The organism is Spirosoma flavus (assembly GCF_054778555.1).
This window is the reverse complement of record NZ_BAAGZL010000001.1, coordinates 2,126,766-2,153,646: the sequence shown is the minus strand read 5'-3', so window position 1 is coordinate 2,153,646 and position 26,881 is coordinate 2,126,766. Positions and strand designations below refer to the sequence as shown.

The following is a 26,881-nucleotide window of genomic DNA, read 5'->3' as shown; positions in this document are numbered from 1 at the left end:
CAAAATAAGTTGACGTCAGCAGACTCATCTCTCATTGTTTATCGTTCATCACTAAAATATATACTATCTTTGTTTACGTAGCTTGATTGTAAGGAGTTAATTCTCATGTTAGAGAATCGGAAGTGGGTTATTATTGCAGTTTTCTGCCTGGTCGGGCTGACGTATCTGGCTCGACTGTTTTACTTGCAGGTTTTAGATGATACGTATTCGCTGGGAGCGTCGAAAAACTCCATCAAGCGGGTTGTTGAGATACCGTATCGGGGTCAGATTTACGACCGGAATAATCAGTTAATCGTATATAATACACCGGTTTACGATTTATACGTAACGCCAAAACAGGTGAAAATTCCGGACACGGCGGCTTTTTGCCGGATGATGGAAATTACCCGCGCTGACTTCGACAGCATTATGGGTATCGCGGTGAATTACTCGCCGGTTAAGCCTTCCCTGTTTTTACGCCAGCTTTCCAAAGAAGACTTTGCCCGAATTCAGGATGCGCTGGTCGATTACCGAGGTTTTGAGCCGATTATCAGCTCCATGCGGACGTACCCGGCCCATACGATGGCGAATGCACTCGGGTATGTGAGCGAAATCAGCAAAAAACAGCTTGAAGATCAAGACATTATGTATTATCGCCAGGGCGATTACATAGGGCACAACGGTCTGGAAGAGCAGTATGAAGAACAACTTCGGGGCAAGCGGGGCGTCAAGTTCATGATGCAGAACGTTCGGGGTGTCAATAAAGGCTCCTGGAAAAATGGGGCATTTGATACGTTAGCTGTCGCCGGACAAAATCTCATAACGGGTATCGACGTAGAAGTGCAGAAATACGCGGATTCACTGATGCAGAACAAAGTGGGTGCCGTTCTGGCCGTTGAGCCATCGACAGGCGAAATTCTGGTTTCGGTATCGGCCCCGACTTATGACCCCAATATGCTGTCGAGCCGGTTTTTCTCAAAAAATTACCGGGCTCTAATCAAAAATCCGTATAAGCCACTCATTAACAGACCCGTTATGGCGAGTTATCGGCCAGGCTCTACGTTTAAGCTGATTCAGGCGCTGATTGCCCAGCAACAAGGCTCGCTCTTTACCAATACGTATTACGGACATGGTGGTTCACCGATGCGGTGTCACTGCCGGGGTGGAAACGATCTGCGGGGTGCCGTTCAGAATTCATGCAACCCGTATTTCTACAATGTTTTTCGGAAATTTATCTACCACAATGGCGAACATAACACGTTCAAAGCATCAGCGATTGGCTTGCATGAATGGCACGATATGGTGGAGAAATTCGGTATGGCCGACCGGCTTGGCATTGATTTGCCCAGTGAACTGAAAGGGAATCTGCCCACACCAGAATATTATGACAAGGCGTACCGGGGCGCGTTACGTTGGAAATTTTCGAATGTTTATTCGTTGAGTATCGGGGAAGGTGAATTGCTCATCAGCCCGATGAAGCTGGTCAATCTGGCGGCTACCATTGCTAACCGGGGTTGGTACATTACACCGCATTACATCAAAGGCTTCGGCAAGTCAGGAGCAGGTGTGCCGAATCAATATCATCAGCGGCACGAAACCGGTATTGATTACAAGTATTACCTGCCAGTAATTGATGGTATGCGCAGAGCCGTGCTGGCCGGAACCGTAACTCCTCTGGTTAACACGACGAATATCGAGCTATGCGGTAAAAGTGGCACGTCGCAAAACGCCAAGTATGGCCATAAATACGACCACTCTATTTTTATTGGTTTCGCTCCGATGAACAACCCCAAAATTGCCGTGGCTGTGTTTGTCGAAAACGCAGGATGGGGTGGTAAGGCGGCCGCTTCGGTTGCCGCGCTGGTTGCCGAACGTTACCTGAAACGCAAAACTGAAGCGCTGGTGCTCGATGCTCAGGTAAAAGCCTCGAACTACCTGCCACCAGCCAGCCAGCTCATTGCTCCGAAACCGAAAAAGCCGGCTCCAGTCCAGAAAGATACAACTCAGAAACAAGCTAAGCCCTTAATGGCGAACCGGCCAAAATTGGCTACAGGAACGGGTATCTCAGGAAACTAATCTGCGGCACGTTTTTTCAGCTATGGCATTTGTCATAGCCTATACCTCATAAATCATTACGTCTTTGGCTCGCAGAAACGACCCATTTTCCCAAAACATTGACTGGCTCACGCTGCTGCTTTACTTCTGCTGTGTAGGTATGGGCTGGCTTAATGTGTATGCTGCCGTATACAGCCCGGAAGCCCATACCAGCCTGTTCGACCTGTCGACCAACGCGGGTAAACAGCTCATGTGGATTGGTACTACGGTGTTACTGGTCATTTGTATTCTGGTAATCAATCACACGGTTTTTGATACGTTTGCCTTTATATTTTACGGCTTCATGATTTTTCTGCTGATTCTGGTACTCTTTCTCGGCAGCAACATCAACGGATCGCGGTCGTGGTTCAAATTCGGTTCTTTTACGATTCAGCCCGCCGAGTTTGCCAAAGTCGCAACGGCGCTGGCGCTCGCCAAGTATCTGGACGTACCGGGCATCAACCTCTCGAAACAGAAAGACTTACTTTGGGTCGGAGGAATTATTCTGCTGCCCTGTATCCTGATTATTGCATCCAACGAAACGGGCTCTACGCTGGTTTTTGCGTCGTTCGTCATCATGCTTTATCGCGAAGGACTGCCTAGCTGGATTCCGGCACTGGGCATAACAGCGGCTGCTTTATTCATCGTGGCGCTAGTATTTCCCAAGCTGTATATTTTTCTCGGTATTGTGGCGCTGCTTGGCATAATCATTCTCATTATGCCACGCCACAATCGTTCTATACCCAATCTGATAGGCATCGGTGTGCTGGGTATTGGTATGATGATCTTCGTGACGGGCGTCGATTTTTTTGTCAATTCAGTATTGCAGAAGCATCAGCGTAACCGGATCAAAGTGCTCGTTGACCCAACCATCGACCCACTTGGCGTAGGCTGGAACGTAACACAGGCCAAAATTGCCATCGGCTCCGGGCGGCTTCAGGGGAAAGGGTTTCTGGAGGGAACGCAAACCAAATTCGACTTCGTACCCGAGCAAAGTACCGACTTCATTTTTTGCACCATCGGTGAAGAACACGGCTTTATTGGTGGGTTGGTCGTGATTACGCTCTTCGTCGGGTTGCTGTCACGTATCGTCATCCTGGCTGAAAAGCAACGTACCAAATTTGCGCGGGTATATGGCTATTGTGTGGCAGGAATCATCTTTTTCCACGTAATGGTCAACATCGGGATGACTATTGGCCTGATGCCCGTAATCGGAATTCCGTTGCCGTTTTTTAGTTATGGCGGTTCGTCGCTCTGGTCGTTCTCAATTCTGCTTTTCATTTTCCTCAAACTCGATTCCCGACGAACGGCGCTAACCCGGCGGTAAGAACCTGCTCAGGAACGTAGCAGGTTAGTCTGGACGTAGCATAGGGTAATGCGAGCCAGTGGAGTGTGGATGATTTTTTACAGAAGAAAAGGTTGGTTTTCAATTAGGCAATTTCTTTGAACAGAGATAGTATTTCGCAAAAAACAGCCGATTTGATCAAGTTGTCAAATCGGCTGTTTTGTTAAAAACTAGCTGTCTATTACCGTTCCTTAATGACCCGAACCGTTTGTTGCTGAGTCGGCGTACTCACCTGCAACAGCAGCGATCCAGCAGGAATCCCTCCTAAAGACAGCCGTTGCCGTTCCACGTTCCCCGCTGCATCAACTTTTGTGATATTCAGGATTCGGCCCGTTACGTCAGTCAGCTGGAATTGCAGCGGCTGGCCTTCCGCCCCGCGTACCTCCACACCAACTTCCGAACCTTGCACTGGATTACCTAACACCGTTACCTGCAAAGCCGATACGTTCTCGCCGATACCTTCCCGCGCCCCCTGGCCAGGCTCGACGCCATACACCCGCTGGCTGCCTACGTAGATGACAACCCGGTTATTTTCGGCCATCGGATTCGTACCATTCTGGTAGGAATGGTCGTTGCTCTGGTTAAAATTGCTCCAATCGGCTTTGGCTATTCGATACTGAATGTTACCCGTACTGCTCATTGGGTATAGCTTACCGAGATTTACGAAACTTAATTCCAGATACGTATCAGCGTTGGCTAGTGGAGGACTGGGTTTCACAAAACGGCCTTTTACGTTTGAAGCACTCAATACTGCGTAATCCACAAAGAAGTTCAGCGTCTGGCTTCCTTCCGACGTGAAGTAATAGCGCACTTTCACATCACTATAGTTGACCGCTACGTTGCCTTCGTTACGTACCTGTAGAAACGTACCGATGCTGTTGGTCGTAACGCTGCTCTTGTTTTCCGTAAACGACTTCAGACTCTGAACCGGCGATACGTTCAGCGGTTCAGTCCCCCAAACCAGGTTTCCATTTCGGTACGCTGTGATGCGCGTATTTGCCAGATATCCGTTGTTATTGGCAAACGAATAATCATCACTTTCGCTGAAATTGGTCCAGTCCTGCTTGGCGATACTGGTCTGAATCTGTCCTGAATTCTGCCCACCACCAAGAGTACCCGCCGTGGCCAGGAAGCTGTACTCGACATACCCGAGGGCACCCTGGCGGGGCTGCGGCAATTCGACGTACTTCATTTTCACCTTGTCCGTGCCCAGTTGAGCGTAGTAAACCGACAGGTTAGTCATGGGCGCAAACTGCTCCGCTGTCAACCAGTAACGTACTGTAATTTCGCTGTAGGGAATGGGCGTTGATCCGTCGTTCTGAAGCTGGAGATTTGGCTTGATGGCATTGTTCAGCGGCTGGTTGTAATCGGCGTTCTGGTGCAGTACTTTAAGACCAGCGGTCACCGTCTGGATCGCCAGCGTCACCGATGCGGTTGAACTGGTGCACGAACCTACATTACAAGTGGCCGACAGCGTATAACTGCCCGGCTGCGTGAAAGTGTAAACACTGCCGTTAGCCTGGCCACTTCCGCCCTGCGCCTGCCAGTTAATCGTGCCCGAACAGCCATTGGCCGTAACCGAGATCGGCTGATTAACCGTTGTCTGAGCACTGGCCTGTAAGGTTGGGGCTGCTACGTTACTACTGCTGCTCACTACCCGGCTAGCGACGGCAGTACAACCGTTTGCGCCGGTCAAGGTAACGGAATACGTATTCGCTAACGTAGCGCTGATGATTTGGCTAGTTGCCCCCGTATTCCAGCGATACGTACCCGTCGTACTACCCACCGCACTCAGGCTTACTGCCGATGTAGAACAGCTCAACGTAGCAGTAGCCGGATTGATGCTTACCGTCGGAGCAGATTTATCCTGACTAACGGTAACGGTAGCAATTGCCTGACAGCCGTTTGATCCTTTGAAAACCACCGTATAATCGCCGGTCAGGCTCACCGAAATAACACGACTGGTCGAGCCCGTACTCCATAGCACCGTACCCGCACTCGGCGCAATCACCGACAGACTTGCCGACGGGCTGGCACAAGTGAGCGTAGTACTGCTCGACGCAATGCTCACAGCCGGAGCGGTTTTATCCTGACTTACAACAATATACGTCGTAGACGAACAACCATTAGCTGCGGTCAGCGTTACCGAGTACGTAGCAGCCGAGGTTACCGAGATGCTTGATGTAGTTTCACCCGTACTCCATTTATACGTACCAGTGCCCACCACACTCAAATTCACCGACGTCGTGGCACAGGTCAACGTAGTACCAGCCGGGGCACTGATGCTCACAGTAGGTGCACCTCCACCCTGCGCAACCGTCTGACTAGCAGTCGTAGTACAGCCGTTAGCCGCTGTTAACGTAACGGAGTATGGCCCCGCAGCAGTTACAGAAATACTGGACGTAGTGGCCCCCGTATTCCAGCGATACGTTCCAGCACCCACCGCCGACAGGCTCACCGATGTAGCCGCGCAGGTTAACGTAGCACTGGAAGGCGATATACTCACCGACGCTACGTTTGTATCCTGCCCAACAGTAACACTGGTCGAGCTCGTACAGCCATTATCTGATGTTAACGTCACCGAATACGTAGCGGCCACACTGACCGAAATACTGGACGTCGTGGCCCCTGTACTCCAGCGATACGTTCCACTTCCAATGGCCGATAGAATTGCCGTAGGGCCCGCACAAGTCAACGTAGTGGTGCTGGGCGTAATGCTTAGGGAAGGAGTTGCTACGTTCTGCTCAACGGTGGTCATTGTAGTAGCCGTACAACCATTAGCGGCTGTCAGTGTGACGGAATAAGGCCCTGCAGCGGTTACCGAAATGGCCTGTGTTGTATCGCCTGTGCTCCACAAATACGTACCACTACCTACGGCGGATAAACTCACCGCTAACGTAGCGCAGGTCAGCGTAGCACTAGATGGACTGATGCTCAAGGCAGGCGTTACTACGTTCTGCTCAACCAAAATGCTGGCTGTGGCAGAACAACCATTTGCTCCCGTCAGAATTACCGAATACGTTCCAATTGAGTCTACCGAAATGACAGATGTTGTATCACCCGTGCTCCACTGATACGTACCACTACCTGTGGCGCTCAAACTTACCGACGACGTAGCACAGGTTAACGTAGCACCAGTCGGCGAATTGATGCTTACCAATGGGGCGGCAATGTCCTGCCCGATAGTGGTACTGGTCGTTGCCGTACATCCATTATATCCCGTGAGCGTAACCGAGTAAGTACCGGTCTGCGAAACGGCAATGCCCCGGCCAGAGCCGACAACCATTCCGCCCAGACCGTCTAAACGTAGCGTATCCACCTGGCTATCCGCCGTTAGCATTACCGATGTTTGAGCGCAGGTCAGTATGCCGTTGTTGGAAGCAGTCAGAACGATGGATGGGGCAGCATAATCTTCTGTTACACTGGCTGTAGCCGTAACCGACTGCCCTCCCGACACGCTCAACGTAACGGTATAATCGCCCACTTTAGTAACCACCGCTGTGTTGCTGTTACCAGTACTAACAACACCGTCGGGGCCTTTAAACGTATATGTACCAGTTGTCGTCTGGCTGCTGATCGCTGTCAACGTAACAGAATTTGTCGAACAATTCAGCGGGCCGCTGTCCGACAGTCCTACTGACAATGATGTGTTAATGACTGCAGTACACAGTGATGTACCACAATCTTCGGCTGCGATACGAGCGCCAGACGATGTCGGCAGTCGTTTTTTAGCCGCAAAAAGAGCGCTATAATACCCAGGGCGGGTGAGTCGCTGCAGACTGTCAACTTTTTGCTTAATTCGCTGAACCGGTGTAACGGCTCTGGGTGTCGTTGCCCGACGATTGGAAACTAAACCTGGAGGGCTTAATTGTGCCAGCGCTGACAACGTAAACAAGCAAACGATGACCAGTCCGAGCAACGTAGTATGAAATAAATAGCTCATGGCCTTGTCGGTTAGCGGATGAAAAAGGCCATCATTAGTTCAAATACGGAAAGGAAACGTTAGCTATGTTTTTTATCTGGCTCCAGATAATTGGTCGGATTGGGTTTAATGTGCGATCTACTATAGCAATTTCACCAAAAGCGATAGAAAATGTTTCAGCAATTCCTGGGCACCCATTTTCACAGGCCTCAGTTGCACTTGGAGAATAACTAGTTATAAAGGCCGTGCCTATCATGTAATCATAGACTACTTCTCCGGCGGCATTCTTATAGCTGAATTTTATGCGGGAGAAATGCATTCCTCGCACCATCGCATATTGTAAATAATTACTGGCTATGTCCGGCAGTTTTGTCAACACTAAGGATTGAAACTCTATTGCGCCACCTCCGGCTCCGCCCGTTGCTGAGCCAATAGTTGATTTATTTACAAGTGTATTCTGTAAACTACTGATCTTGAAAACGCCGGGTGTCTGAATACTGCCTAAGGGAGGTGTAAGCTCCATGTAAATACCCGGCCCCTGGCTCTGGGCGAATAATGCGCTGGCAACGAAGAAAAGCAATAAAGTTAAAAAGGAGGTAAACGTATTTTTCATGAGTTTTGTAATTAACTGGTTGTTAGATAAAAAAGAGTTTGGTCATCTACACCGTGGTGATTGACATGGCAAATTTGGCGCTTACACCTGCTTCAGGTCTAACACATTTGAACCAATTCTATCAATTTTGAACCATTATGACCCAACTAACCCGCTTTTCAGGTGGTAATTGGACTTTCTTTGTTAGTGAAGTTTTACTTTAAGTCATCGAGTCAGTCACAACAAGGGTCCACTGTCAGGAACGATTTTGGCGAAAAGCAAACAAGCCGGGTCTAAGGACCCGGCTTGTTTGCTTTTCATTGATCAACCCTAATTTCCCCCTAATCGCAACCGACTAGCCAAATCAAAAATCAGGCGACCACTCGCCGTGTAAATAATCCGCAACGCCTGCCCTTGATAACTGCTTGGTAATCTGACGGCATGATTGATCGTCACCACATCGCTGAGCAGCGGCACCCGCCCACACGACCACGTACTGGCGTCACTCCAGCTCCCAGCCTGCACACTATACATACTCGCGCACCCAGTCGAATTTATCACACTTAACGGCAGAATCGTAGAGACCGAACCACCAGCCGGATCAGTAGCAATTACTGTTACGCTGTAAAACGAACTAGCCGTAGCCGAAACCGTACCAGTAATCGTGCGGGGAGCCACTAAACTCAGCCCTGCCGGCAGACCCACCACCGACAAACTCAGACTGTTAGGTGTTTCAGCATCGGTGAACGTATTGACTGGAATCACATAACTAAACGCTTGGCCTACCGTCACCGACTGGGGGGGAATAGGATTCTCAACCCGAGGATTGCCGTTGGCACAATAAGCCAGCCAGTTGTAACTAAATGTTGCCTCACCCGGCGTACCCTGCTGACGGGCTTTGAAGATAATTACCGGGTTGTCGGTAAACAGGTTCAACTGATACGGCTCATTAATGGTAATGGAGCGGGTCTCATTGACCACTGAAAGACTAATAGGCTGTCCATTGGTGCCCTCGAAACTAACGACGAAGTTGATACGTCGTTCGTAATAACTGATAAGATTACAGTCCAGCATGGTCACCCCGGTGATGGCAAAACTGCGGGAATTGATTGTCAGCGTAAAGGTCGTTGAAACTGACTGCCCACCAGGGTCGGTCGCCACCACCGTAACGGTGAAGGGTGAGCCTACGGTCGTAGAAGGCGTACCGGTAATGGTGTTGGGCGAAACAAAACTCAGTCCGGCGGGAAGCCCGGCCACCGACAGGGTAAGGCTGTTGGGCGTCTCGGCATCGGCAAACGTATTGGCCGGAATAGTGAAGCTAAAGGCATTACCCAACGTAGCAGATTGGGGAGGAATGGCACTAGCCACCGTAGGCGCACAGTTCTGATACGTAACCGTGGCGCTGGCTGTGGCCGTACAACCATTAGCTCCGGTTAACGTAACGGAATACGTATTGGCTACACTGACCGATATACTGGACGTAGTAGCCCCTGTATTCCAACGATACGTACCGTTCCCCACGGCCGATAAACTCACCGAGGACGTAGTACAGCTCAACGTAGCACTGCTGGGGCTGATGCTTATCGAGGGCGGAGTTTTGTCCTCAGTGATGACGGCACCGGCCGCGGCCGTACAGCCGTTTGCTCCAGTCAGCGTTACCGAATACGTATCGGCCACACTCACCGAGATACTCGACGTAGTAGCGCCCGTATTCCAACGATACGTTCCACTGCCAACTGCCGACAGGCTTACTACTGGCGTGGCACAGGTTAACGTAGCGCTACCTGGGTTGACACTCACCAAAGGTGGTGTTTTATCCTCACTGACAATCGCACGGGCCGTGGCCGTACAGCCGTTTGCCCCAGTTACCGTCACCGAATACGTAGCAGCTACGCTAACCGAAATACTGGACGTAGTGGCCCCTGTATTCCAGCGATACGTTCCACTGCCGATCGCACTCAAACTCACAGTTGGACTAGCACAGGTCAGTGTAGCATTAATCGGTGCAATCGTTAGTGAAGGTTGGGTCTGATCCTGGCTCACACTGACGCTAGCGGTTGAAGAACAGCCATTTGCGCCAGTTAATGTAACTGAATACGTATCAGCCACACTTACAGAGATACTGGATGTGGTAGCCCCAGTACTCCAGCGATACGTTCCATCGCCCACCGCGCTCAGACTCACCGTTGGTGTGGTGCAGGTTAACGTAGCACTCGAGGGAGAAATACTGATCGAGGGTGGGGCGAAGTCCTGAGAAATGGTGGCAGTGGAAGAAGCGGAACAGCCGTTTGCCGCAGTCAAGGTAACAGAGTATGTAGCAGCGGTGGAAACACTGATGGTTGAAGTAGTAGCGCCCGTACTCCACCGATAACTTCCCGTACCAATAGCTGTCAGACTTAGTACAGGGGTAGCGCAGGTTAGCGTAGCAGAGCTGGGGGTAATGGTCAGCGAAGGCGGATTTCGATCCTCACCAACACTGATACTAGTGGAATTTGTACAGCCGTTGGCACCCGTCAAGGTCACCGAATAGGTATCGGCCACACTGACCGAAATACTAGCCGTCGTGGCCCCCGTATTCCAGCGATACGTTCCACCACCCACCGCCGACAGACTGACGATTGGCGTGGCACAGGTTAACGTAGCACTACCTGGACTGACACTCGCCAAAGGAGAGGTTTTATCGTCGCTGACAAGCGCAGTGGCAGAAGACGAACAGCCATTGGCGCCAGTGAGTGTCACCGAATACGTATTGGCCACACTCACCGAGATACTCGACGTAGTGGCGCCCGTATTCCAGCGGTACGTTCCAGCGCCCACCGCACTCAAACTCACAGTTGGTGTGGTGCAGGTTAACGTAGCACTCGAGGGATTGATAATGAGTTGTGGCGCGTTGATGTTCCGATCTACCGTAACGGACGTGCTGCCGGAGCAGCCATTTGAGCCAGTAACAGCCACCGAGTAAGTACCCGGCGCGTTCACCACCGCCGTTCCCGACGTAGCGTTCTGACTCACAATACCCATACCACTAAACACGTAGCTAGTCCCGCCACCCGCCGTCAACGTAACACTGGTCTGGGCACAGGTGAGCGTACCACTGCTGGTGAGTGTGGGTGTTGGCCTATGGTTAACAGTCAGGCTGAAGGCGCTGGATGTAAGTGAGTTGCAGGTATTAGTAACGCCCACCGAATAATTACCTGTCTGCGCCGTAGTGACGCTGGGCAAGGTTAAGGTAGCACTACGTTGAGACGCTCCCAACGAAACGCCATCTTTGTACCACTGATAAGTAGCACTGCTGCCGGTGACCGAGACCATAGCCGTGACGGTAGTGCCCGCACAGACCACCGTACGGCTGGCGGGCTGTTGGGTAAAACCAAGTCTGGCTGAATTTTCTTGATACTCATAAGCCCCCATGTCGATTATACCGCCATTGTACCGGCGCGGATTACCCGCCTGATCGGTGGTTCCGGCACTGACCGAGTTATCGCCTGCGTTAATCAGCTGAGAGCAGCTGGTTAGTTGCAGATTACCGCCAGCCGCATTGGCAAACAGGGGATCTACCGACAGATTACCCGGTCCGGGCTGCACCCCATCCTGTGAATCTGTATAACGGTAAGTGACGCTTGCGCCACTATTCTCAGCTATCCCACCTCCTGAATTACCCCAGATAACGCCATTTGTTAGTACGGGACGGCTCGCATTTCCAGTAGCATAAACAGCTCCAGCTGCCAAGCTCGCTGAATTTCCACTAAAACTACAATTGGTAAGTGTAGGACTTGTAATAGAAATACTTATGCCCCCCCCCCAGTTTGCTGAATTTCCAAAAAAGCTACAGTTCGTGAGTGAAGGATTTGACTGATTGATGTAGAACCCTCCCCCAAACCCCCTAGTTGTGTTAGCCGTAAAGCTACAGTTCACAACGCTGCCGGATGCAATCCGATAAAATTGAAGCCCTCCTCCGCTGCCTGACGCATAATTCTGGCTAAAGGAGCAATTGGTTAGATTAGCGGTACCTGCATCCACATACATCCCACCGCCTTCATAGGCCCAATTATTGATGAACTGGACCCAGCGTAGGGTTAACGATCCTCCATTGACGGCTAAGCCACCTCCAAGCGCATCCCCACCAGCTTCAGGTCTGTTATTGCCCTGAGTGATCAGCAACCCATCCAGCACCACGTTGCTGCCGCTGGTCTGCACCACTTTGAAGGTGTTGTTGTCCAGCGTATTGTCATTATCGATATCGCCCGACAAGGTAGTGGAAGAGGGGTTGGTGGTGCGATTGGTGGTGTTGGCTATGTACCCCCCGTAGACTTCCACGCCACTGGGTATAGTAAAGCTGACAGTGCGGGCGGTGGTCGAAGTGGGTTTATAAAGACCACCGCCCACCAGAAACGTAGTGCCAGCAGGAGCAGACGCCAGAGCGCCCTGCAGGGCCGTCCCCGACAGGGCATTACTCCAATTAGTACCATTGCGGATACCGGCCCCGTTCGGCGTTACGTAGCGCGGGTTCTGAGCAAATAGTCCTCTGGAAATCAGGCTCAGCAGTCCGGCAAAAAGGATGGCTCTAAAAAAACGTAGTTGGTGCGGACGTAGTGGTCCGCCAGATTTAGAAACATAACGTAGTAATGAAAACATACAATATGGGGTTAAGCGTCAAAGACGACACCGAGCAGCGATACGAAAGCATTGCCCGCGATGCGTAAAATTCCGATCTCACCCCCTCAAGAAACTAACACAATTGAACCATTTCTAGCTCATTTGAACCATTTCACCTCTGTTTGGCCCAGAAAGCCGCTTGGATAGCCGAAAATAGCGTTGTAAATTCGGCCTTGTGTACCCATAGAAAAACATGATGCGAGTTAGGCGTTTTGAGCTCTTTCTGATACTGGCAATTCTTGGCGGACCAGGGCTTAAAGCGCAGCAATTCATGCTCCCTCCCGCTTCCCGGCAGGTAACCCAGCCCACTACGTTCTCTTTATTCGGAAAGCCGCTGACCGACGAACAACAGATGCTCATCTGGCAATCGAGCCAGGGCCGATCGCTGTCTTTTGATGGCAATCTTTTTCAGAATTATAACGACACAGAGCCCGATCGATACAGGCTCTTTCAGCAGCGTCCCGGTAGTAGAATCTGGGGCACTCGCACACGAGCGGGCCATCCGAAGGAACTGCTCTACGCCGACTCCGTAACCAGGAAACTCGTTAGCCTGCCCGATACGTGTCGGCTCGTACGTAATTACCTCCGCCCACGGGGAATTAAGGAGCTATTTGTGGGCCGTTCGGGCAAACTTTGGGTCAGTTTGCCCGATACGCAGGTTCTGGGTGTAAATCCGCGTACACTGGCGGTTGAGCAGGTATTACGTCCAGAGCCCTTTGATGTGATGGAGGAAGGACCAGACGGGCGGCTCTGGTTTAGTACGTCTGCTGGCCTGAGCGTACTGGACCCACGTACCGGGAAACGGCTGAATTATCCATACAATCCGGAAAAAACGGCTCACCTTAGCAGTGGTACGATGATAACAGCCATCCGCGTTCGCGACAATGGCGATATATTGCTGGGAAAGGTCAACGGGATCGACATTCTGACGCCCCGTTCAGGCCAGATCCGAACCATTAAACTGCCTCTACCTACGGCGACCAGCCAGATGTGGACCAATACGTTCGTACCCGACCGGCACGGAAACGATTATTTTTCGGTGGGCCTTATGGTTTGCCGCATAAATCCTCAGGGTCAGTTGGAACGTATCGATTTTTCGCACCCGGCCGAAAAAATAATTGCCGTGTACATTGCCCCGGATAATAACGGAACATCGGATCGGTTATGGGTGAAAGTGGTGAGTAATCGGCTGGACCTGTACGACTTAAAGCGGTTGCGTCCCAATCCATCATTCAATATACTGGATGTTATCGTCAACGGAACCCGGCTTATTGAAAACGAAGAAACGCAGGAGCAACGATTTCAGCGCGACTCAACAGGGCATCCCGTGATTCGAATCAAAGAAGGCGATTTTGTGCAGTTGCGCTTTTCGCCGTTGGCAGACTCCCGACAGATTCCTCTCCGCTACAAACTGGAAGGCTATAGCCCCCAATGGACAAATTATAACGACTGGGTCGGCGTGGCAACGTATCAGCCCGAGGCCGGGACGTATCAATTTCTGCTTAACTGGGAAACGCCCAACGGCTGGAAAAAACAACCCGCCAGTTTACGTATCGAAGTGCAGCCCATTATCTGGAAAACCGCCTGGTTCCGGGCTATTGCCCTGATTATTGCTATTGGATTGATTTACTGGCTGATACGTAGCGTAAACCGACGTCGACAATTGCGACAGGAGCTGGCCCGCAAGGAGTTTGAAGCCGCTACGTTACGTCAGATGGATGAATTGAAAAGCCAGTTCTTCGCCAACGTAACGCACGAGTTCAGAACTCCGCTGACCATCATACTAAATGCTACCGAACAATTGGGAAATGAGTCGCTGACTACCGAGCGAGCCACCGACCGCCTTGGTGCAATTCGGTATAATGCGCATCAACTGCTGCGGCTCATCAACGAAACACTCGACATGGCCAAACTCGACGCGGGCCGGCTGGATCATCGGCAGCACCTCGGCGAGCCGCTAACTTTTGTCCAGCAGATAGTTAATCAGTTTCAGGGATTGGCCCAACAGAAACATATCCGGCTGGAATGGCACGGGCAACCCGACTGTGAATCCTATCTTTTCGACCAGGAAAAACTTGAAAAGATTGTCTACAACCTGCTGTCGAACGCTGTAAAGTTCACGCCATCGGGCGGTTCAATTCGCGTAGATAGCCTGGTAACAGCCGAAAAACAGCTGATGATTCAGGTAACGGATACTGGAATTGGTATACCAGCCAATCAGCTGGAACGTGTTTTCGATCGGTTTCATCAGGTCGATTCCTCCTCTACCCGCGCGTACTCGGGAACGGGAATCGGGCTGGCGCTAGTGAAAGAATTGACTGAGTGGCTGGGGGGACGTATCGCCGTTGAGAGTACGACTGATAAAGGCAGTTGTTTTACGATAGAGATCCCATTAACTACCTATCAATCAACAGAACCTCTCAGCCAACAGACAGCACCGGTCGAATTAACCTTCAGCAAAGAAGTCCATAACGCAGGAAAGGCCCTCGATACGTCGGGAGCGGCTATGTTGAACGGTAACAACTCAGAAAAAGCCAGCCAACCACTTATACTGGTAGTTGAAGACAACGCTGACCTGCGTGAATATGTAGTTGATTACTTATCCAATACGTACCAGATTATTGTTGCTGAAAATGGCAGACTGGGTTTTGAGAAAGCGCAGGAACGAGTGCCTGATCTCATTATCAGCGACGTAATGATGCCCGAAATGGACGGCTACACGTTAGTTGAACGCCTGAAAGCAGACGACTGTACGAGCCACATTCCCGTTGTTTTACTAACGGCCAAATCCTCCTACGACAGTCGCATGAAAGGGCTGGGTATCGGTGCAGACGATTACATCGGCAAACCCTTCAATCTGGAAGAGCTGGCGCTACGTATCGGTAACTGCCTGAAAACCCGCGAGAACTGGCAGCGATGGCTAACCAGCCGAACGCCTTCCGTCGAGTCTGCACTAACGAAAGAAGACGTCCCTCGCCTGGATAAAGAAGATCGGTTTTTGGCCCGAATACGCCAGGTTATTCTCGATCATCTGCAGGATCAAACGCTCGACGTCGATTGGCTGGCTTCGCAGGCAAACATGAGCCGCACCCAGTTGAATCGAAAATTGACAGCCCTAACCGCGCTGAGCCCCAACCGGTTTATCCATCGCGTTCGTCTGGAAAAAGCCGCCGAATTACTGCAAACAGGCGACTTAAACGTAACACAGGTTGCCTATTCAGTCGGTTACAGTTCGCCTTCTCATTTCACAAAAGTATTTCGAGAACATTTTGGCTACCTGCCTGCCGAGCTGAGGGTTTAGCTATGGTAACGTAGCATGGTCTATCACCGCGCTACGTAGTACCGGTTGACAATGAGGGCAATAGGCAGGCCAACGCATACCATAATGATAGCCATACCAATTAGGGCTCTGCTCAGGTCGAAGGGAGAAGCGGGGAGCTTACTCAATGGAATTACAACCCGGTTCATAATCAGCCAGACAAAAACGCCATAAAGCAACCCAACAATTGCGGGCTGGTTGATGTATTGGCGGATGGCAGGAAAAATAAGAACGAAGAAACCAGCGAACGTCAGCGCAATGAGAAAATGGAAGAGTAATCCCCAGACGATCATTGGCGTTCCTCCCGTAAGCGCTTCCGGACCAAACGCTCCACTGGCAACGTATGGCCACACGACAAGCGGATTCTTACCACCTCGAATCATCGTCATAGCCATTGCCGCAAGGGCATCGAGAACGCCAGCGGTAAGACCAGCCCTAAAAACGGTACGTATTGATTTCGGACGGGTATAGGAAGTTGAATGAGCCATAATCTTATTTACTGTCAAGGAGTTAAGGAGCAAACTACATCGTGAAGATAAGATTATTTTAAGTTGGAGTATTGGCTCTTCAGATAGCTGTAAAAAACAAAACCCAGAACCTATCTTGGTTCTGGGCTTCTTGTATAAGGTTGGTAGGTCGATTACAAATTACTGATTATAAGTATTCGCGTAGAGCGATGCTAATTTATCACGAGAACGCTTCAGCCGCATTTTGACGGCGCTTTCTTTAATCTGATAATATTCACCCAATTCGGCTATTGAAAGATTCTGTTCGTACTTGAGCTTAAGAAGTTGTACTTCATCAGCAGGCAGCTGGCCCAAAACGGAGTCTAACAAATGCAGCTGATCACTAATAGATTCCTGATTATCAGCCCCACCAATGTTGTCAGCTAGTTCATAAGTCAGTGTTTCGGAGGGCAGCCGCTTATTTAACCGAATTTGATCCAGGCAGTAGTTATGTGTTATGGAATAGATCCAGGTAGCCATAGTCGATTTGTTCTCAAATCGGTCCATTTTCGAAAACACTTTAACGAAAATGTCTTGGGTGTAATCCTGAGCCATATCAGAGTCTTTAGTCATAGTCAAACATTTCTGATAGACTTTGCTAACGTACTGACTATATAGGGATTCGAACGTATCTGCGCTTGCCGGAATCTTACTTCGCTTTCGGGAAAGTGAATTTTTCAACATAAATGTAGCTTATGATGGTTAGTCAGGATAGTTACGAAAACAAAGATATTACAGATTTACGAGTACATACATAGTGACATCTACCCAATTATAAGGCTCTTTTTTACCTATTTGCCAATATGATAACAAAAATGTTGTTTATACACGCAATTTTGAACTTTTACAGTATAAAAGTATCGAACAAGTGAAAATTTGGAATATATTTTTGGGCCATTCCAAGAACATAATTTTTAAATATATTTATTAAAAGGTAGTAATTTCTGCAAAAATATACGGCTTAGTTGATTGTCTTTGGATCGTTCTCACTACTTAAAATACTGTAAATACAGGCAACCACACTGATGTCAGGTACAGCACATTGTGCTAATACGTAGCCTTATGATTCGTTTTTCAGAAGCCATTAAAAGGTGAGAAATAGCTTCTAGAAACGGGTAATTTCCCGTTTCTGATGCCAGCAATTGCACGTAGGTTTGGGCTGTTCCTGTCGCCTGCTTATTTATTCATATAGTATTCTCTCATAAACTTCGTCTGGAATTGATACAAAAAAATTGGCATTATCCTGAAGCAGAGACTATCTCTTTAATCATTGAATTATTTTCCAGTTAATAAATTTTCCACCTTTAATTAAATAAACAATTATGGCTAACCCAGCTTGCGAGTCAGAAGCTGCAAATCCTTTTAAATTTGGGGGCTGTTTACTCGATGATGAGAAATATCTAAAAGAAGGAATTTGCAGGTGGCTGAATGCGCATAAATCTGATAAGGATTTCACGCTTTTTTTTGATTTTGATAAAGACTTAATTCAGGAAACACTCAATGTAACTGGGTGCACAGGAATCCGAATATTTCCGGTAATCGACAAAAGTGGCAAAATGAACGTGATGATTGTTGCGAAAAACGCTGAAAATAGTGAAATAACGAATGATGAAGGTAAGATAAATCAAATAGACTGCTGCGGTCAGAATGGTGAATCCAAGTTCGTTAATGAGAAGGTAAAGGACAAATGTGATTAACGGTTCGCCGTCATTCCGGATAAATATATTCGGGATGACGGCTATCAATTTACAGGAATGACAGTAAAAACACTACAAAGTATTTTCATGGGTTTGTATTACTGTAGCTTACTTGGAGCTATTTACTTCTCAGTAAAATACAAACCTAATCATTCAAAAGCTTTTCAGTCTTTATGGATATACCTTATACTTACATTAATCGTCGAAATGTATACCCATTATGAAAATATCATAGGGGGTAATTTCCTGTATGTTTATATAATCTTTGCCCCATTTGAGTATTATTTCATTTCGCAGTTATACGTTGAAAAATTCAAAAATAATACTTTAAAAAAGTTCGTGTTTTCTACAAATATTCTATATACTATCTTATGCATTATAGTTCTTATTTTTTTCGAAAATCGAAATCATTATTTACTGTTTAATGTAAGAGGTGTTTTAACTATAATCTTAACCCTAATTTATTTTAAAATACTTTACCAAAAAGATGAATTATTAAAATTATCAAATCAACCTTTATTCTGGGTAAGTATTGGCAATTTCATTTTTTGGCCGGGCATTTTTTTCGTCATGAGCCTTGTGCCACTTATTGTAGATTCCGATAAGGTTTTGATGGCTAAGATTTTTTTACTAAATCCACTCCTTAATGCGTTTTTCTACAGTACGTTCATTGCCGGATTTTTATGCAACAGGGAAGTCAGAAATTAGTAATTCTTGGGCTTTTAGGCACATTACTCTTTTTGGTTCAGAGTGGATTTATCGTATTCTATTTGCTTTTCTTCAAACGAAAACAACGGTTGAACCAACAGGAACAAGTGGCTATCCGGGCTACGTATGAACGGGAAATTTTGCAATCGCAAATGGAGGTAAGGAATCAGACATCACAGTATATAGGCGAGGAACTTCACGACAATATTGGCCAGCTTCTGACCATTGTCAGGCTAAATCTAGGCATACTGGAAGAGTCAGATTTAAGTCCGGAATACATACGAACGATAAAAGATACCAATGAAACTTTAGGGACCGCGATCAGCGATCTGCGAACCATTTCCAAAAGTTTAGACGGTGATTTTATTAAGGATTTTGGTCTGCAAAAAGGTCTGGCCAACGAAGTGCAACGCATTCAAAAAACTGGCAAATGTCAGATTGAATTACAACTAATTGGCAACTTCATTTCTCTGGGCTTTCAAATCGAAATAGTCCTATTTAGAATCTGCCAGGAAATGCTGAATAATGCGCTCAAACACTCACAGGCTTCGCTTATTAGTATTCAACTTACTTATGAACCTAACATTTTTCAGTTAAGCATTCACGATAACGGAAAAGGTTTTGACTATGCAGGCATATTAAATAATGCAGAAGAACAACGGGGTTCGGGATTACGAAATATTAATAGAAGAGTGAATCTATTAGGCGGAAAGGTCGTATTTCATTCCGATGCTGGAGCAGGAACTACCATTACCATTACGTTACCAATTTCAGCGGAATCGTCTAAAGACGATTAACGCGTTAGCCAAGGTAAAATATGAAAAAAGTTAGCTTAGCCATTGTCGATGACCATCAACTGGTTTCACAGGCATTATCTAGATTAGTTTCTCGCTTCGATGATTATTCAGTGCTGTTTGAGGCAGCAAATGGTAAAGAAATGATTAACTACGTTCAGTCTGGATGGGTTCCTGATATTGTTCTGCTCGATATTAATATGCCCGAAATGAACGGATTTGAAACGGCTTCCTGGTTAAAAAATAACATGCCTGCCACAAAAATATTGGCCTTATCTGTAAATGATAAAGCAGAGTCAGTACTTGGCATGTTGCGCAATGGCGCTACTGGCTATTTATTAAAAGATTGTCGACCATCTGCGCTTAAAGCTGCGCTGGATGATCTTGTCGAGAAAGGCTACCATTACACTGATTTTGTAGTTAATTGTCTGGCAAAAAATCTGCAGTGATAATCACTATTTATCGTTAAACGTGTTCAGGGGTAATCATTTGTTAGTATTAACAACAAATGATTACCCCTGAACACGTTTACTAGTAAACCGTTACCTGCTTATTTGGTATCCCAGAAGAGCTTGGTTGTCAGTTTATCCGTTGACCGTACTGCTTCATAATTGGCCGTATTGTAGGTAACTTCATTACCCGGAATAGTCCATTTTACGGGCGGCTGCGTCTGGTTGTTGGCATTATCCGTCTGAAAGCTCAGCACCGGGTAATCTAACCGGCGAATGTCGGCCCAGTTTTCGTAAGGCTGAGTTATGTTATAATGCAGCCATTTCTGCGTGGCAATCAATTTCAGTTTATCCGCCGACGTAGTTGCGCTACTCCAGCTTACTCCTTTACCCGCTACGTAGGCAGTAACGGAAGCAGTTGTTGCCGGCGTGGGTTTCGCAGAAGTAACTCCGGTAGCATTGGTAAGCGCCAGAATGTCATTATAAAACTGTACCGACTGCGAAATTGCCGTTTCATAAGCCGTTTTTGCTGAAGCATCATTACCAGTTCGCAAATAGTACTCGGATTTGATCAGGTTCATTTGCGCAGCATTGATAATTATGCCCGGAAAAAACTGATTGTGGCTAAAGGTCCATCGGTTATAGATGGCTACTTGGCCCGCGTTATATAAAGCATTTTGGGTAGCTTCGGTAGCCGTTGGGTCAATGCCAACGTAGTCACCGGCAGCATTAGCTCCTGGCTCAAAGATCACCTTCAGACGTGGGTCGTTGTTGGTTTTCATGTTGTCAATAATGGCTTTGCCAGCCGTATTGCCAAACCAGTTACCATCCGTCGAAGCGATTCCGTCCTTGAATCCTTTCGAGTTTATGTCCGTATTAAGATCAAATACGTTGATCTGGATGTTCTGAGCGTTGGTTTCTACAATCGGATACGTAGTGGGATTACCCAGAATTTCAGCGATTTCGCTATTCGAGCGGCTCTGAAAACTGCTCACATCAGAAACCCGATTCAGCAGCCGGACACGTAGTGAATTACAGTAACGTTTCCAGGCCGTTAAATCGCCCTTGTTTATATAATCCTGCGTCTGAAATGATTTCTGATAGCCTGAATTCAATGTAATACCGTTGAGTTCAGTAGCGATACTATTCAAATCATCGAGCATGAACGTATAAATCGACTCCGGCGTATCGAATTTCGCGTTGGCCGCAACGTAGTCGCCATTTTTCGAACTCAACATACCAGCTTCCGTGAAGGGAATAGCGCCAAATAGATCGACCATTTTCTGGGTCTGATCGTACACGTAGATGGCAGCGGCCAGCATAAAAATTCGGCGGTCCTTCTGTTCAGCAGCCGGTTTCGACGCATTAATTTTCTGCAATTCCCGGTACTGCGCCATCATATCGTAATACGCATACCACAAATCTTCTACGCCCGACGAACCCGGAACGTACTGACCTGATTCGTTGATCCAGCCCGTAGCCTGATTGTAGTGGTTCAGCGAGGTACGTAACGTAACGAAATAGTGCCGATAACCCGGTAATACGTAGTCTCGATTAGCATAGAAAACGCCCGTAAACTGCTTTTCGACGGTAGTTTGGGCAATCTTAGACGGATCAGGATAGGCTTCGGTGAACTCCGATTCTTTGCAGGAAATGTTTCCGAACAGCAGTCCGCCCAAAAGCAGGAAAGTTATTTTTTTCATAATTATGATGTCGTTAGGATTAGAAACTGCCACGTAGCATTACCCCTGCCGTACGGAACGATGGATTGCTACCTGCGTTGTTGATGTTTTCGTACCAGCGCGTACTCGTATTGGTCTGTTCAGCATCCAGATCTTTAATAGTCCGGTACAGGAAAAACAGGTTCCGGCCGAATACCGACAGGGTCAGATTCTGAAGGCCGACTTTGCGAGTCAAGTTGCTTGGCAGTTGGTAACCCAGTGATAGTTCCCGCATTTTGATGTACGTGTTTTCTTTCACATACAGCTCATAGCGAGCGTTACCGTACTGAGGGCCACCCCAGTTATACGTAGCATTGTAGTAGACAGCCTGCGAGATAACGTTAGAATTAGCTTCACCATTGGCCAGTACGCCATTCATCAGCATACCGTCGTTGTAAACCACTTCGCCATTGGGGCCAGCTGCGCCCGTTGTCTGAACGCCTTTTCCGTCTGCGTTTACGTAGTAGCTAAGGCCGCCATGTTCTTTATCCATTGCGTTTAGGCTCTCTTCGGTCAGGCCGCGCGAAGTCAGCCAGTTGATACCCGTCGGCATAATGTCGCCACCAATCCGGAAATCCGTAACCATGTCCAGCGAGATTCCTTTGTAGCGGAAGCTATTCAATAAGCCGCCGGTCAGTTTCGGCATCGCGTTACCGGCCTTAATCCAGTTATTGGCATCCAACTGATACAGGCCGTTGGGACCCACTACGTTCTGTCCATTCGTGTTTTTGAGGATGCCGTGAACGTAGATGTCGCCCATCGGCTGCCCCACTACCGAACGTATCTGAGCCGCGTTACCATCATAATCAGCGTGCAGCAGTTCGGTTGAGTTGTTAGCCAGTTTTTCAACTTTGTTAATGTTTCTGGCCAGGTTCAGAGTCAGATCCCAGTTCAGTCCGTTCGGCGTCTGCGCTTTAATCGGTGATACGTTCAGAGCCAGTTCTAAACCCTGGTTCCGTAACGTACCAATATTGGCCAGAATCGAACGGGCGCCCGAACTGGAAGCAATCGTCAGGGGCAGAATCTGGTCAACGATTTGGGCGTTGTAGTACGAAATATCGACGCTCAAACGATCTCTGAAGAAACGTGTTTCCAGACCGAACTCGAATTCGCGCTTCTGCTCCGGCCGAATTTTATCGTTACCATAGCTGCTGCTGATTGTCGTGTATAATACCGAACTTCCGCCCGTCTGCTGAATGCTCAGGTTGCCCTGCGTATACGCATTGTTGGCCCGGTAAATCTCCGGATAGTTACCCACGACGCCCCACGACGCCCGCAACTTGGCGTAGCTGACAAACGCAGGAAGTTTCAGTAAATCGCCAAACACAAAACCCGAGTTAACCGACGGATAATAGAACGTATTGTTACCCGGAGCCAACGTAGAAGTCCGGTCGCGACGTAGCGTTCCTTCAACGAACAGGATGTTTTTGTAATCGAAATTCAACGTACCAAACAGCGCGTCACGTATCAGACGAATGCGGGAATTGCTGCCACCGGCCGTGTTTACAGAAGCCGATACGTCGAAGAAATTCTCCGTGCTCAGTCCACCGTTCGTGCTACGTGTCACCAAGGTATTTAGCTCTTTCCGGGCGGTATAACCAGCAGATGCTGTGAGCTTTACGTCCTCAGTCAGTGACTTGTCGTAGGTCAGAATAACATCGCCATACGTATTATTATACTGATTATTCGACATCGAGAAAGAACCTGAATAACCAAATACCAGCGGAGTGGCGCTACGTTGCTTATCTTCCAGACGCTCAGACGTTAAGTCGGCGGCAATCCGGCCTCTGAGTTTCAGATTATCCAGAATATCCCAGTGCTGCGTGAGGCTCGAAATTACGCGGTTGCTGTATTCATCATACGTATTGGCGCGGGTACTCCAGACGTAATCGCCGATGTCGGTTTTAAAGCCATTCCGAATAATATTCTCGTTCGGGGTCAAGCTTTGGTTGGTTCCCGTCACAAACTTATACCCCTGACTGGTCTGATACGTATTGAAGTACCAGTCAGCCGATTCGAACCGGTTCATCATCCCCGTAAAGTTGTTAATCATGCGGTCAACTTTGAAGGGGCGATTGTGCGTGTACTGATTAATGTAGTTCACCAACAGTTCTGTACGCAGCTTTTTACTCGTGTTAAAGCTGGCGTTCAGGTTCATGATGTTCTTTTCATTTTTGGCCGCGTAGCTGATCATACCGTTATCCTGCCGCGTATACGAGAAACGAAAATTCGAATTCTCAGACGCTTTAGAAACGGCCAGGTTGATATTCGACGTACTGGCGTTCTGAAACAGGTCGGCGTAACTGTTGCCCGATGGCGAATAAGGCCGAATGACGCCATCAAACGCCATAACTGGCTGCCCATCGAATTTAGGACCGAAGTTAACCGTAGCACCCAGGAGCCCGCGTGTGTCGCCCTTGCCATCGCCGTTCGTATCGTAGTAAATAAAGCCGTTGGCATCCTGTCCACCATTGGCATAATTCAGGAAGTAGCCAGGACCACGAACGTTCTGGTAACGTGGCAGATACGCAATTTTATCGACGTTATAGCTTGCACTGAAATCAACACCTAATCCTTTCTTCCCTTTTCCGCTTTTGGTGGTTACCAGTACGACACCATTCACAGCCTCCGACCCGTATAGGGCGGCAGCCGAGGCACCTTTCAAAATAGAAATGTTCTCAATATCAGCTGGATTCAAATCCAGTAAGCCATTGCCCCGAATACGCTGGTCGCCCCAATAATCGCCGTTTCTGGCTTCACCATTCCGAATGGGCACCCCATCCATTACGATCAGTGGCTGCGTATTGCCGGTAATGGAGGCAAATCCGCGAATGTTAATACTTACGCCACTGGTGGCACCACCGGGCGTAGCATTGATGGTCACACCAGGTGCTTTTCCGTACAGGGCCGTAGCAAAGTTGGTGTTCGCCGTTTTAACGAGCTGGTCACTTTTCACCACCGACGTAGCGTAGCCGATGGCCCGTTGCTCTTTGGTAATACCAAGGGCCGTAACGACTACTTCATCAAGCGCATTTTCGTTTTGCTCCAACGTAACGTCAATCACCGATTTGTTTTGGATCGCCACTTCGGCAGACTTGTAACCGATGAAGGAGTAAACCAGCGTTTTGTTTCCAGCGGCTGCAATGCTGTACCGGCCTTCGGCGTCCGTAATCGTACCCACGTTGCTACCTTTCACAACAATAGACACACCTGGCAAACCCTGCCCGTCATTACTTGCTGTGACTCGCCCCGAAATCGACTGCGCGAATGCGGGCGTGGCTATCACCAAAATCATGGCAATAAGCCTGAGTAAATTTTTTAGCATATAGAAAGGATTAAGCAAAATAAAATTTTAATATTGCCACAATATTACTATTATTTTAAATAATTGAAAGAGAAAATAAAAAATTTAATTAACTAATTATCACTAAAATGCTATATGGCTGAATTCAATAAGAGCTTGTTCAGTGAAAATTGGCGTTCAGCAAGCTTCTGCTTCTAATTGATATAGAGTTTTTCTATATCAGTATCATATTTTGACATTTAAAATGCACTAAACCAAGCCTTTAGTTAAGCATTGGCTTAATTTCGCGGTAAGTATGTATCCTTAAGTTAGTGGTATGTAGCAAAATGGTTAGTTAACCGTATATAACCATAAAATTTCATCCTTTAAACAATATTAATAATTTAATTTACAAATTAATCACTTTTTAAGGCGAGTTTTTTAAAAGTAATGATTGTTATTAAAATGTATGAATACTCACTATCTAAGTAGTTCAATCCATAGGCTTACTTTGTGGTTTGTGGTTCATGCTATAATTTACCCTAACTCTGTACCTTCGTTTACTTTCCTAACTTAATTCAAATGAATCCTGCCATCGACGAAGAATTACCTGTCCTGCAATCCGTTGTTGATTACAAAAAGCGGCAAAAGCAGCAGATCATTTTAGCCCATCTGTATTCTGAGGGCACCTGTACACTCGCTCATCTTGCTCGTATTCTGCATAGTAGCGTTCCATCCGTAACAAGCCTTGTTGAAGAATTAACTGCCGAAGGATGGGTTACGCCGATCGGTACGGCTACGGGCAGCAATGGCCGACGCCCTGTTTTATTTGGCCTTAACCCTAAACAGAATTATATAGCCGTTCTGGACATCAGCACGCATGATACCAAAATCCTGCTGATGAATACACAGCGCGAAGTCGTCTTTCAGGGAAATTACGATCTGCGGCTGGCCGACAATCCCGAGTTTCTGGCTTCCTTGATGCAGTATTATACGGATGCGCTGGCCGAATCAGGACTGAAAGAAAGTCAGTTAATTGCAGTAGGCATATCGATGCCAGGACTGATTGACGCCCGCCGGGGCCAGAACCTAACGTATAAAAATCTCAACCGGACGAACAAGCCGCTCAAGCAATGGCTATCGGAAGAGTTTGGGAAGTCGGTTTATGTGATTAATGATACCAAAGCTACCGTGCTGGGCGAGAGTCGGTTTGGCGGTGGACAGGGCAAAAAGCAGGTACTGGCCATCAACATCGACTGGGGCGTTGGTCTGGGGATCGTCGTCAACGGCGAAGTTTTCAAAGGAGCGAGCGGTTTTGCTGGCGAACTCGGTCATATTCAGGTTGATCCGGAAGGCGAGTTATGTTATTGTGGTAAAATTGGCTGCCTGAATACCATTACGTCGGCTTCCGCGCTGGTTCGGCGGGTACAGCGCGACATTCTGGCCGGACAGGTTTCTAAACTCGCTACGTTCAAAGATCGCGTCGATCAGATTGATATTGATGAAATTATCAACGCAGCCCACTACGGTGACTCCTATGCCATTGATATTCTGCACGAAACAGGCTTTCAACTGGGCAAAGGACTGGCCATAGCCATTAGCCTGTTTAACCCAGAAGTGATTATTGTCGACGGTGTGTTGACGCGGGCCGCAGCGTTCATCCTGAATACGATTGAACAGGCCATCAGCAAGTATTGCCTGAGCGATTTTCGGAACGACATGACCATTGAACTCACTCAGTTGAATGGCACGGCCAAGTGGCTGGGCACGCACGCGTACGTAATGGAAGATATTTTCGCGAACTATTGACCAATCT

At 48.0% G+C, this 26,881-nt stretch carries 14 protein-coding genes; 7 read left to right on the top strand and 7 right to left on the bottom strand.

All coding sequences use genetic code 11. The features are described 5' to 3' along the window. Nucleotides 1–105 precede the first annotated feature (105 nt). Both ACYVF1_RS08365 and rodA read left to right on the top strand, forming a co-directional pair. Nucleotides 106–2,055: a penicillin-binding transpeptidase domain-containing protein gene (locus ACYVF1_RS08365; RefSeq protein ID WP_461077488.1), complete on the top strand. Its 1,950-nt coding sequence runs from the start codon at nt 106–108 to the stop codon at nt 2,053–2,055. 64 nt (nt 2,056–2,119) lie between these two features. Beyond that, the gene (rodA, locus tag ACYVF1_RS08360) at nt 2,120–3,400 is read left to right on the top strand and encodes a rod shape-determining protein RodA (protein ID WP_461077486.1); all 1,281 of its coding nucleotides are present in this window, start codon (nt 2,120–2,122) and stop codon (nt 3,398–3,400) included. Between the two features lie 199 nt (nt 3,401–3,599). Here rodA and ACYVF1_RS08355 read toward each other — a convergent pair whose 3' ends face one another. The 3 genes from ACYVF1_RS08355 to ACYVF1_RS08345 form a co-directional block, all read right to left on the bottom strand. Continuing rightward, entirely contained in the window at nt 3,600–7,361 is a 3,762-nt protein-coding gene (locus ACYVF1_RS08355; RefSeq protein ID WP_461077484.1) for a cellulose binding domain-containing protein, read from the bottom strand. Nucleotides 7,362–7,395: 34 nt separating this feature from the next. After that, the gene (locus tag ACYVF1_RS08350; protein ID WP_461077482.1) at nt 7,396–7,953 is read right to left on the bottom strand and encodes a type VI secretion system tube protein Hcp; all 558 of its coding nucleotides are present in this window, start codon (nt 7,951–7,953) and stop codon (nt 7,396–7,398) included. A 309-nt stretch (nt 7,954–8,262) separates the two neighbouring features. Next, nucleotides 8,263–12,567: a beta strand repeat-containing protein gene (locus ACYVF1_RS08345; protein ID WP_461077480.1), complete on the bottom strand. Its 4,305-nt coding sequence runs from the start codon at nt 12,565–12,567 to the stop codon at nt 8,263–8,265. 214 nt (nt 12,568–12,781) lie between these two features. Here ACYVF1_RS08345 and ACYVF1_RS08340 point away from each other — a divergent pair, with 214 nt between their 5' ends. Further along, nucleotides 12,782–15,889, top strand: a complete 3,108-nt coding sequence (locus ACYVF1_RS08340; protein WP_461077478.1) for an ATP-binding protein — start codon at nt 12,782–12,784, stop codon at nt 15,887–15,889. A 23-nt stretch (nt 15,890–15,912) separates the two neighbouring features. Here the strand turns inward: ACYVF1_RS08340 and ACYVF1_RS08335 are convergent, their stop codons facing one another. Together ACYVF1_RS08335 and ACYVF1_RS08330 are read right to left on the bottom strand one after the other, a co-directional pair. Beyond that, on the bottom strand, nt 15,913–16,395 hold the full coding sequence (locus tag ACYVF1_RS08335; RefSeq protein ID WP_461077476.1) for a DUF1440 domain-containing protein: 483 nt from the start codon (nt 16,393–16,395) through the stop codon (nt 15,913–15,915). 159 nt (nt 16,396–16,554) lie between these two features. Then, entirely contained in the window at nt 16,555–17,097 is a 543-nt protein-coding gene (locus tag ACYVF1_RS08330) for an RNA polymerase sigma factor (protein ID WP_461077474.1), read from the bottom strand. A gap of 638 nt (nt 17,098–17,735) precedes the next feature. Between ACYVF1_RS08330 and ACYVF1_RS08325 the strand changes: the two genes are divergently transcribed. From ACYVF1_RS08325 to ACYVF1_RS08315, 3 genes are all read left to right on the top strand, one after another. Beyond that, complete coding sequence (locus ACYVF1_RS08325; RefSeq protein ID WP_461077472.1) at nt 17,736–18,110, top strand: hypothetical protein; 375 nt, start codon at nt 17,736–17,738, stop codon at nt 18,108–18,110. A 683-nt stretch (nt 18,111–18,793) separates the two neighbouring features. Beyond that, entirely contained in the window at nt 18,794–19,615 is an 822-nt protein-coding gene (locus tag ACYVF1_RS08320) for a sensor histidine kinase (RefSeq protein WP_461077470.1), read from the top strand. A 20-nt stretch (nt 19,616–19,635) separates the two neighbouring features. Beyond that, on the top strand, nt 19,636–20,061 hold the full coding sequence (locus ACYVF1_RS08315) for a response regulator (RefSeq protein ID WP_461077468.1): 426 nt from the start codon (nt 19,636–19,638) through the stop codon (nt 20,059–20,061). Nucleotides 20,062–20,162: 101 nt separating this feature from the next. Here the strand turns inward: ACYVF1_RS08315 and ACYVF1_RS08310 are convergent, their stop codons facing one another. Both ACYVF1_RS08310 and ACYVF1_RS08305 read right to left on the bottom strand, forming a co-directional pair. Then, nucleotides 20,163–21,764: a SusD/RagB family nutrient-binding outer membrane lipoprotein gene (locus tag ACYVF1_RS08310; RefSeq protein ID WP_461077466.1), complete on the bottom strand. Its 1,602-nt coding sequence runs from the start codon at nt 21,762–21,764 to the stop codon at nt 20,163–20,165. Nucleotides 21,765–21,783: 19 nt separating this feature from the next. Further along, a complete protein-coding gene (locus tag ACYVF1_RS08305) occupies nt 21,784–25,107 on the bottom strand; it encodes a SusC/RagA family TonB-linked outer membrane protein (RefSeq protein WP_461077464.1) in 3,324 nt (1,107 codons plus the stop codon). Between the two features lie 540 nt (nt 25,108–25,647). Between ACYVF1_RS08305 and ACYVF1_RS08300 the strand changes: the two genes are divergently transcribed. Beyond that, nucleotides 25,648–26,874: an ROK family protein gene (locus ACYVF1_RS08300; RefSeq protein ID WP_461077462.1), complete on the top strand. Its 1,227-nt coding sequence runs from the start codon at nt 25,648–25,650 to the stop codon at nt 26,872–26,874. Nucleotides 26,875–26,881: the final 7 nt, after the last annotated feature.

Coding starts and splice junctions, on each gene's coding strand:
- ACYVF1_RS08365 (WP_461077488.1), top strand. CDS start 106: ATGTTAGAGAATCGGAAGTGGGTTATTATTGCAGTTTTCTGCCTGGTC.
- ACYVF1_RS08355 (WP_461077484.1), bottom strand. CDS start 7,361: ATGAGCTATTTATTTCATACTACGTTGCTCGGACTGGTCATCGTTTGC.
- ACYVF1_RS08350 (WP_461077482.1), bottom strand. CDS start 7,953: ATGAAAAATACGTTTACCTCCTTTTTAACTTTATTGCTTTTCTTCGTT.
- ACYVF1_RS08345 (WP_461077480.1), bottom strand. CDS start 12,567: ATGTTTTCATTACTACGTTATGTTTCTAAATCTGGCGGACCACTACGT.
- ACYVF1_RS08340 (WP_461077478.1), top strand. CDS start 12,782: ATGATGCGAGTTAGGCGTTTTGAGCTCTTTCTGATACTGGCAATTCTT.
- ACYVF1_RS08335 (WP_461077476.1), bottom strand. CDS start 16,395: ATGGCTCATTCAACTTCCTATACCCGTCCGAAATCAATACGTACCGTT.
- ACYVF1_RS08330 (WP_461077474.1), bottom strand. CDS start 17,097: ATGTTGAAAAATTCACTTTCCCGAAAGCGAAGTAAGATTCCGGCAAGC.
- ACYVF1_RS08325 (WP_461077472.1), top strand. CDS start 17,736: ATGGCTAACCCAGCTTGCGAGTCAGAAGCTGCAAATCCTTTTAAATTT.
- ACYVF1_RS08320 (WP_461077470.1), top strand. CDS start 18,794: ATGCAACAGGGAAGTCAGAAATTAGTAATTCTTGGGCTTTTAGGCACA.
- ACYVF1_RS08315 (WP_461077468.1), top strand. CDS start 19,636: ATGAAAAAAGTTAGCTTAGCCATTGTCGATGACCATCAACTGGTTTCA.
- ACYVF1_RS08310 (WP_461077466.1), bottom strand. CDS start 21,764: ATGAAAAAAATAACTTTCCTGCTTTTGGGCGGACTGCTGTTCGGAAAC.
- ACYVF1_RS08305 (WP_461077464.1), bottom strand. CDS start 25,107: ATGCTAAAAAATTTACTCAGGCTTATTGCCATGATTTTGGTGATAGCC.
- ACYVF1_RS08300 (WP_461077462.1), top strand. CDS start 25,648: ATGAATCCTGCCATCGACGAAGAATTACCTGTCCTGCAATCCGTTGTT.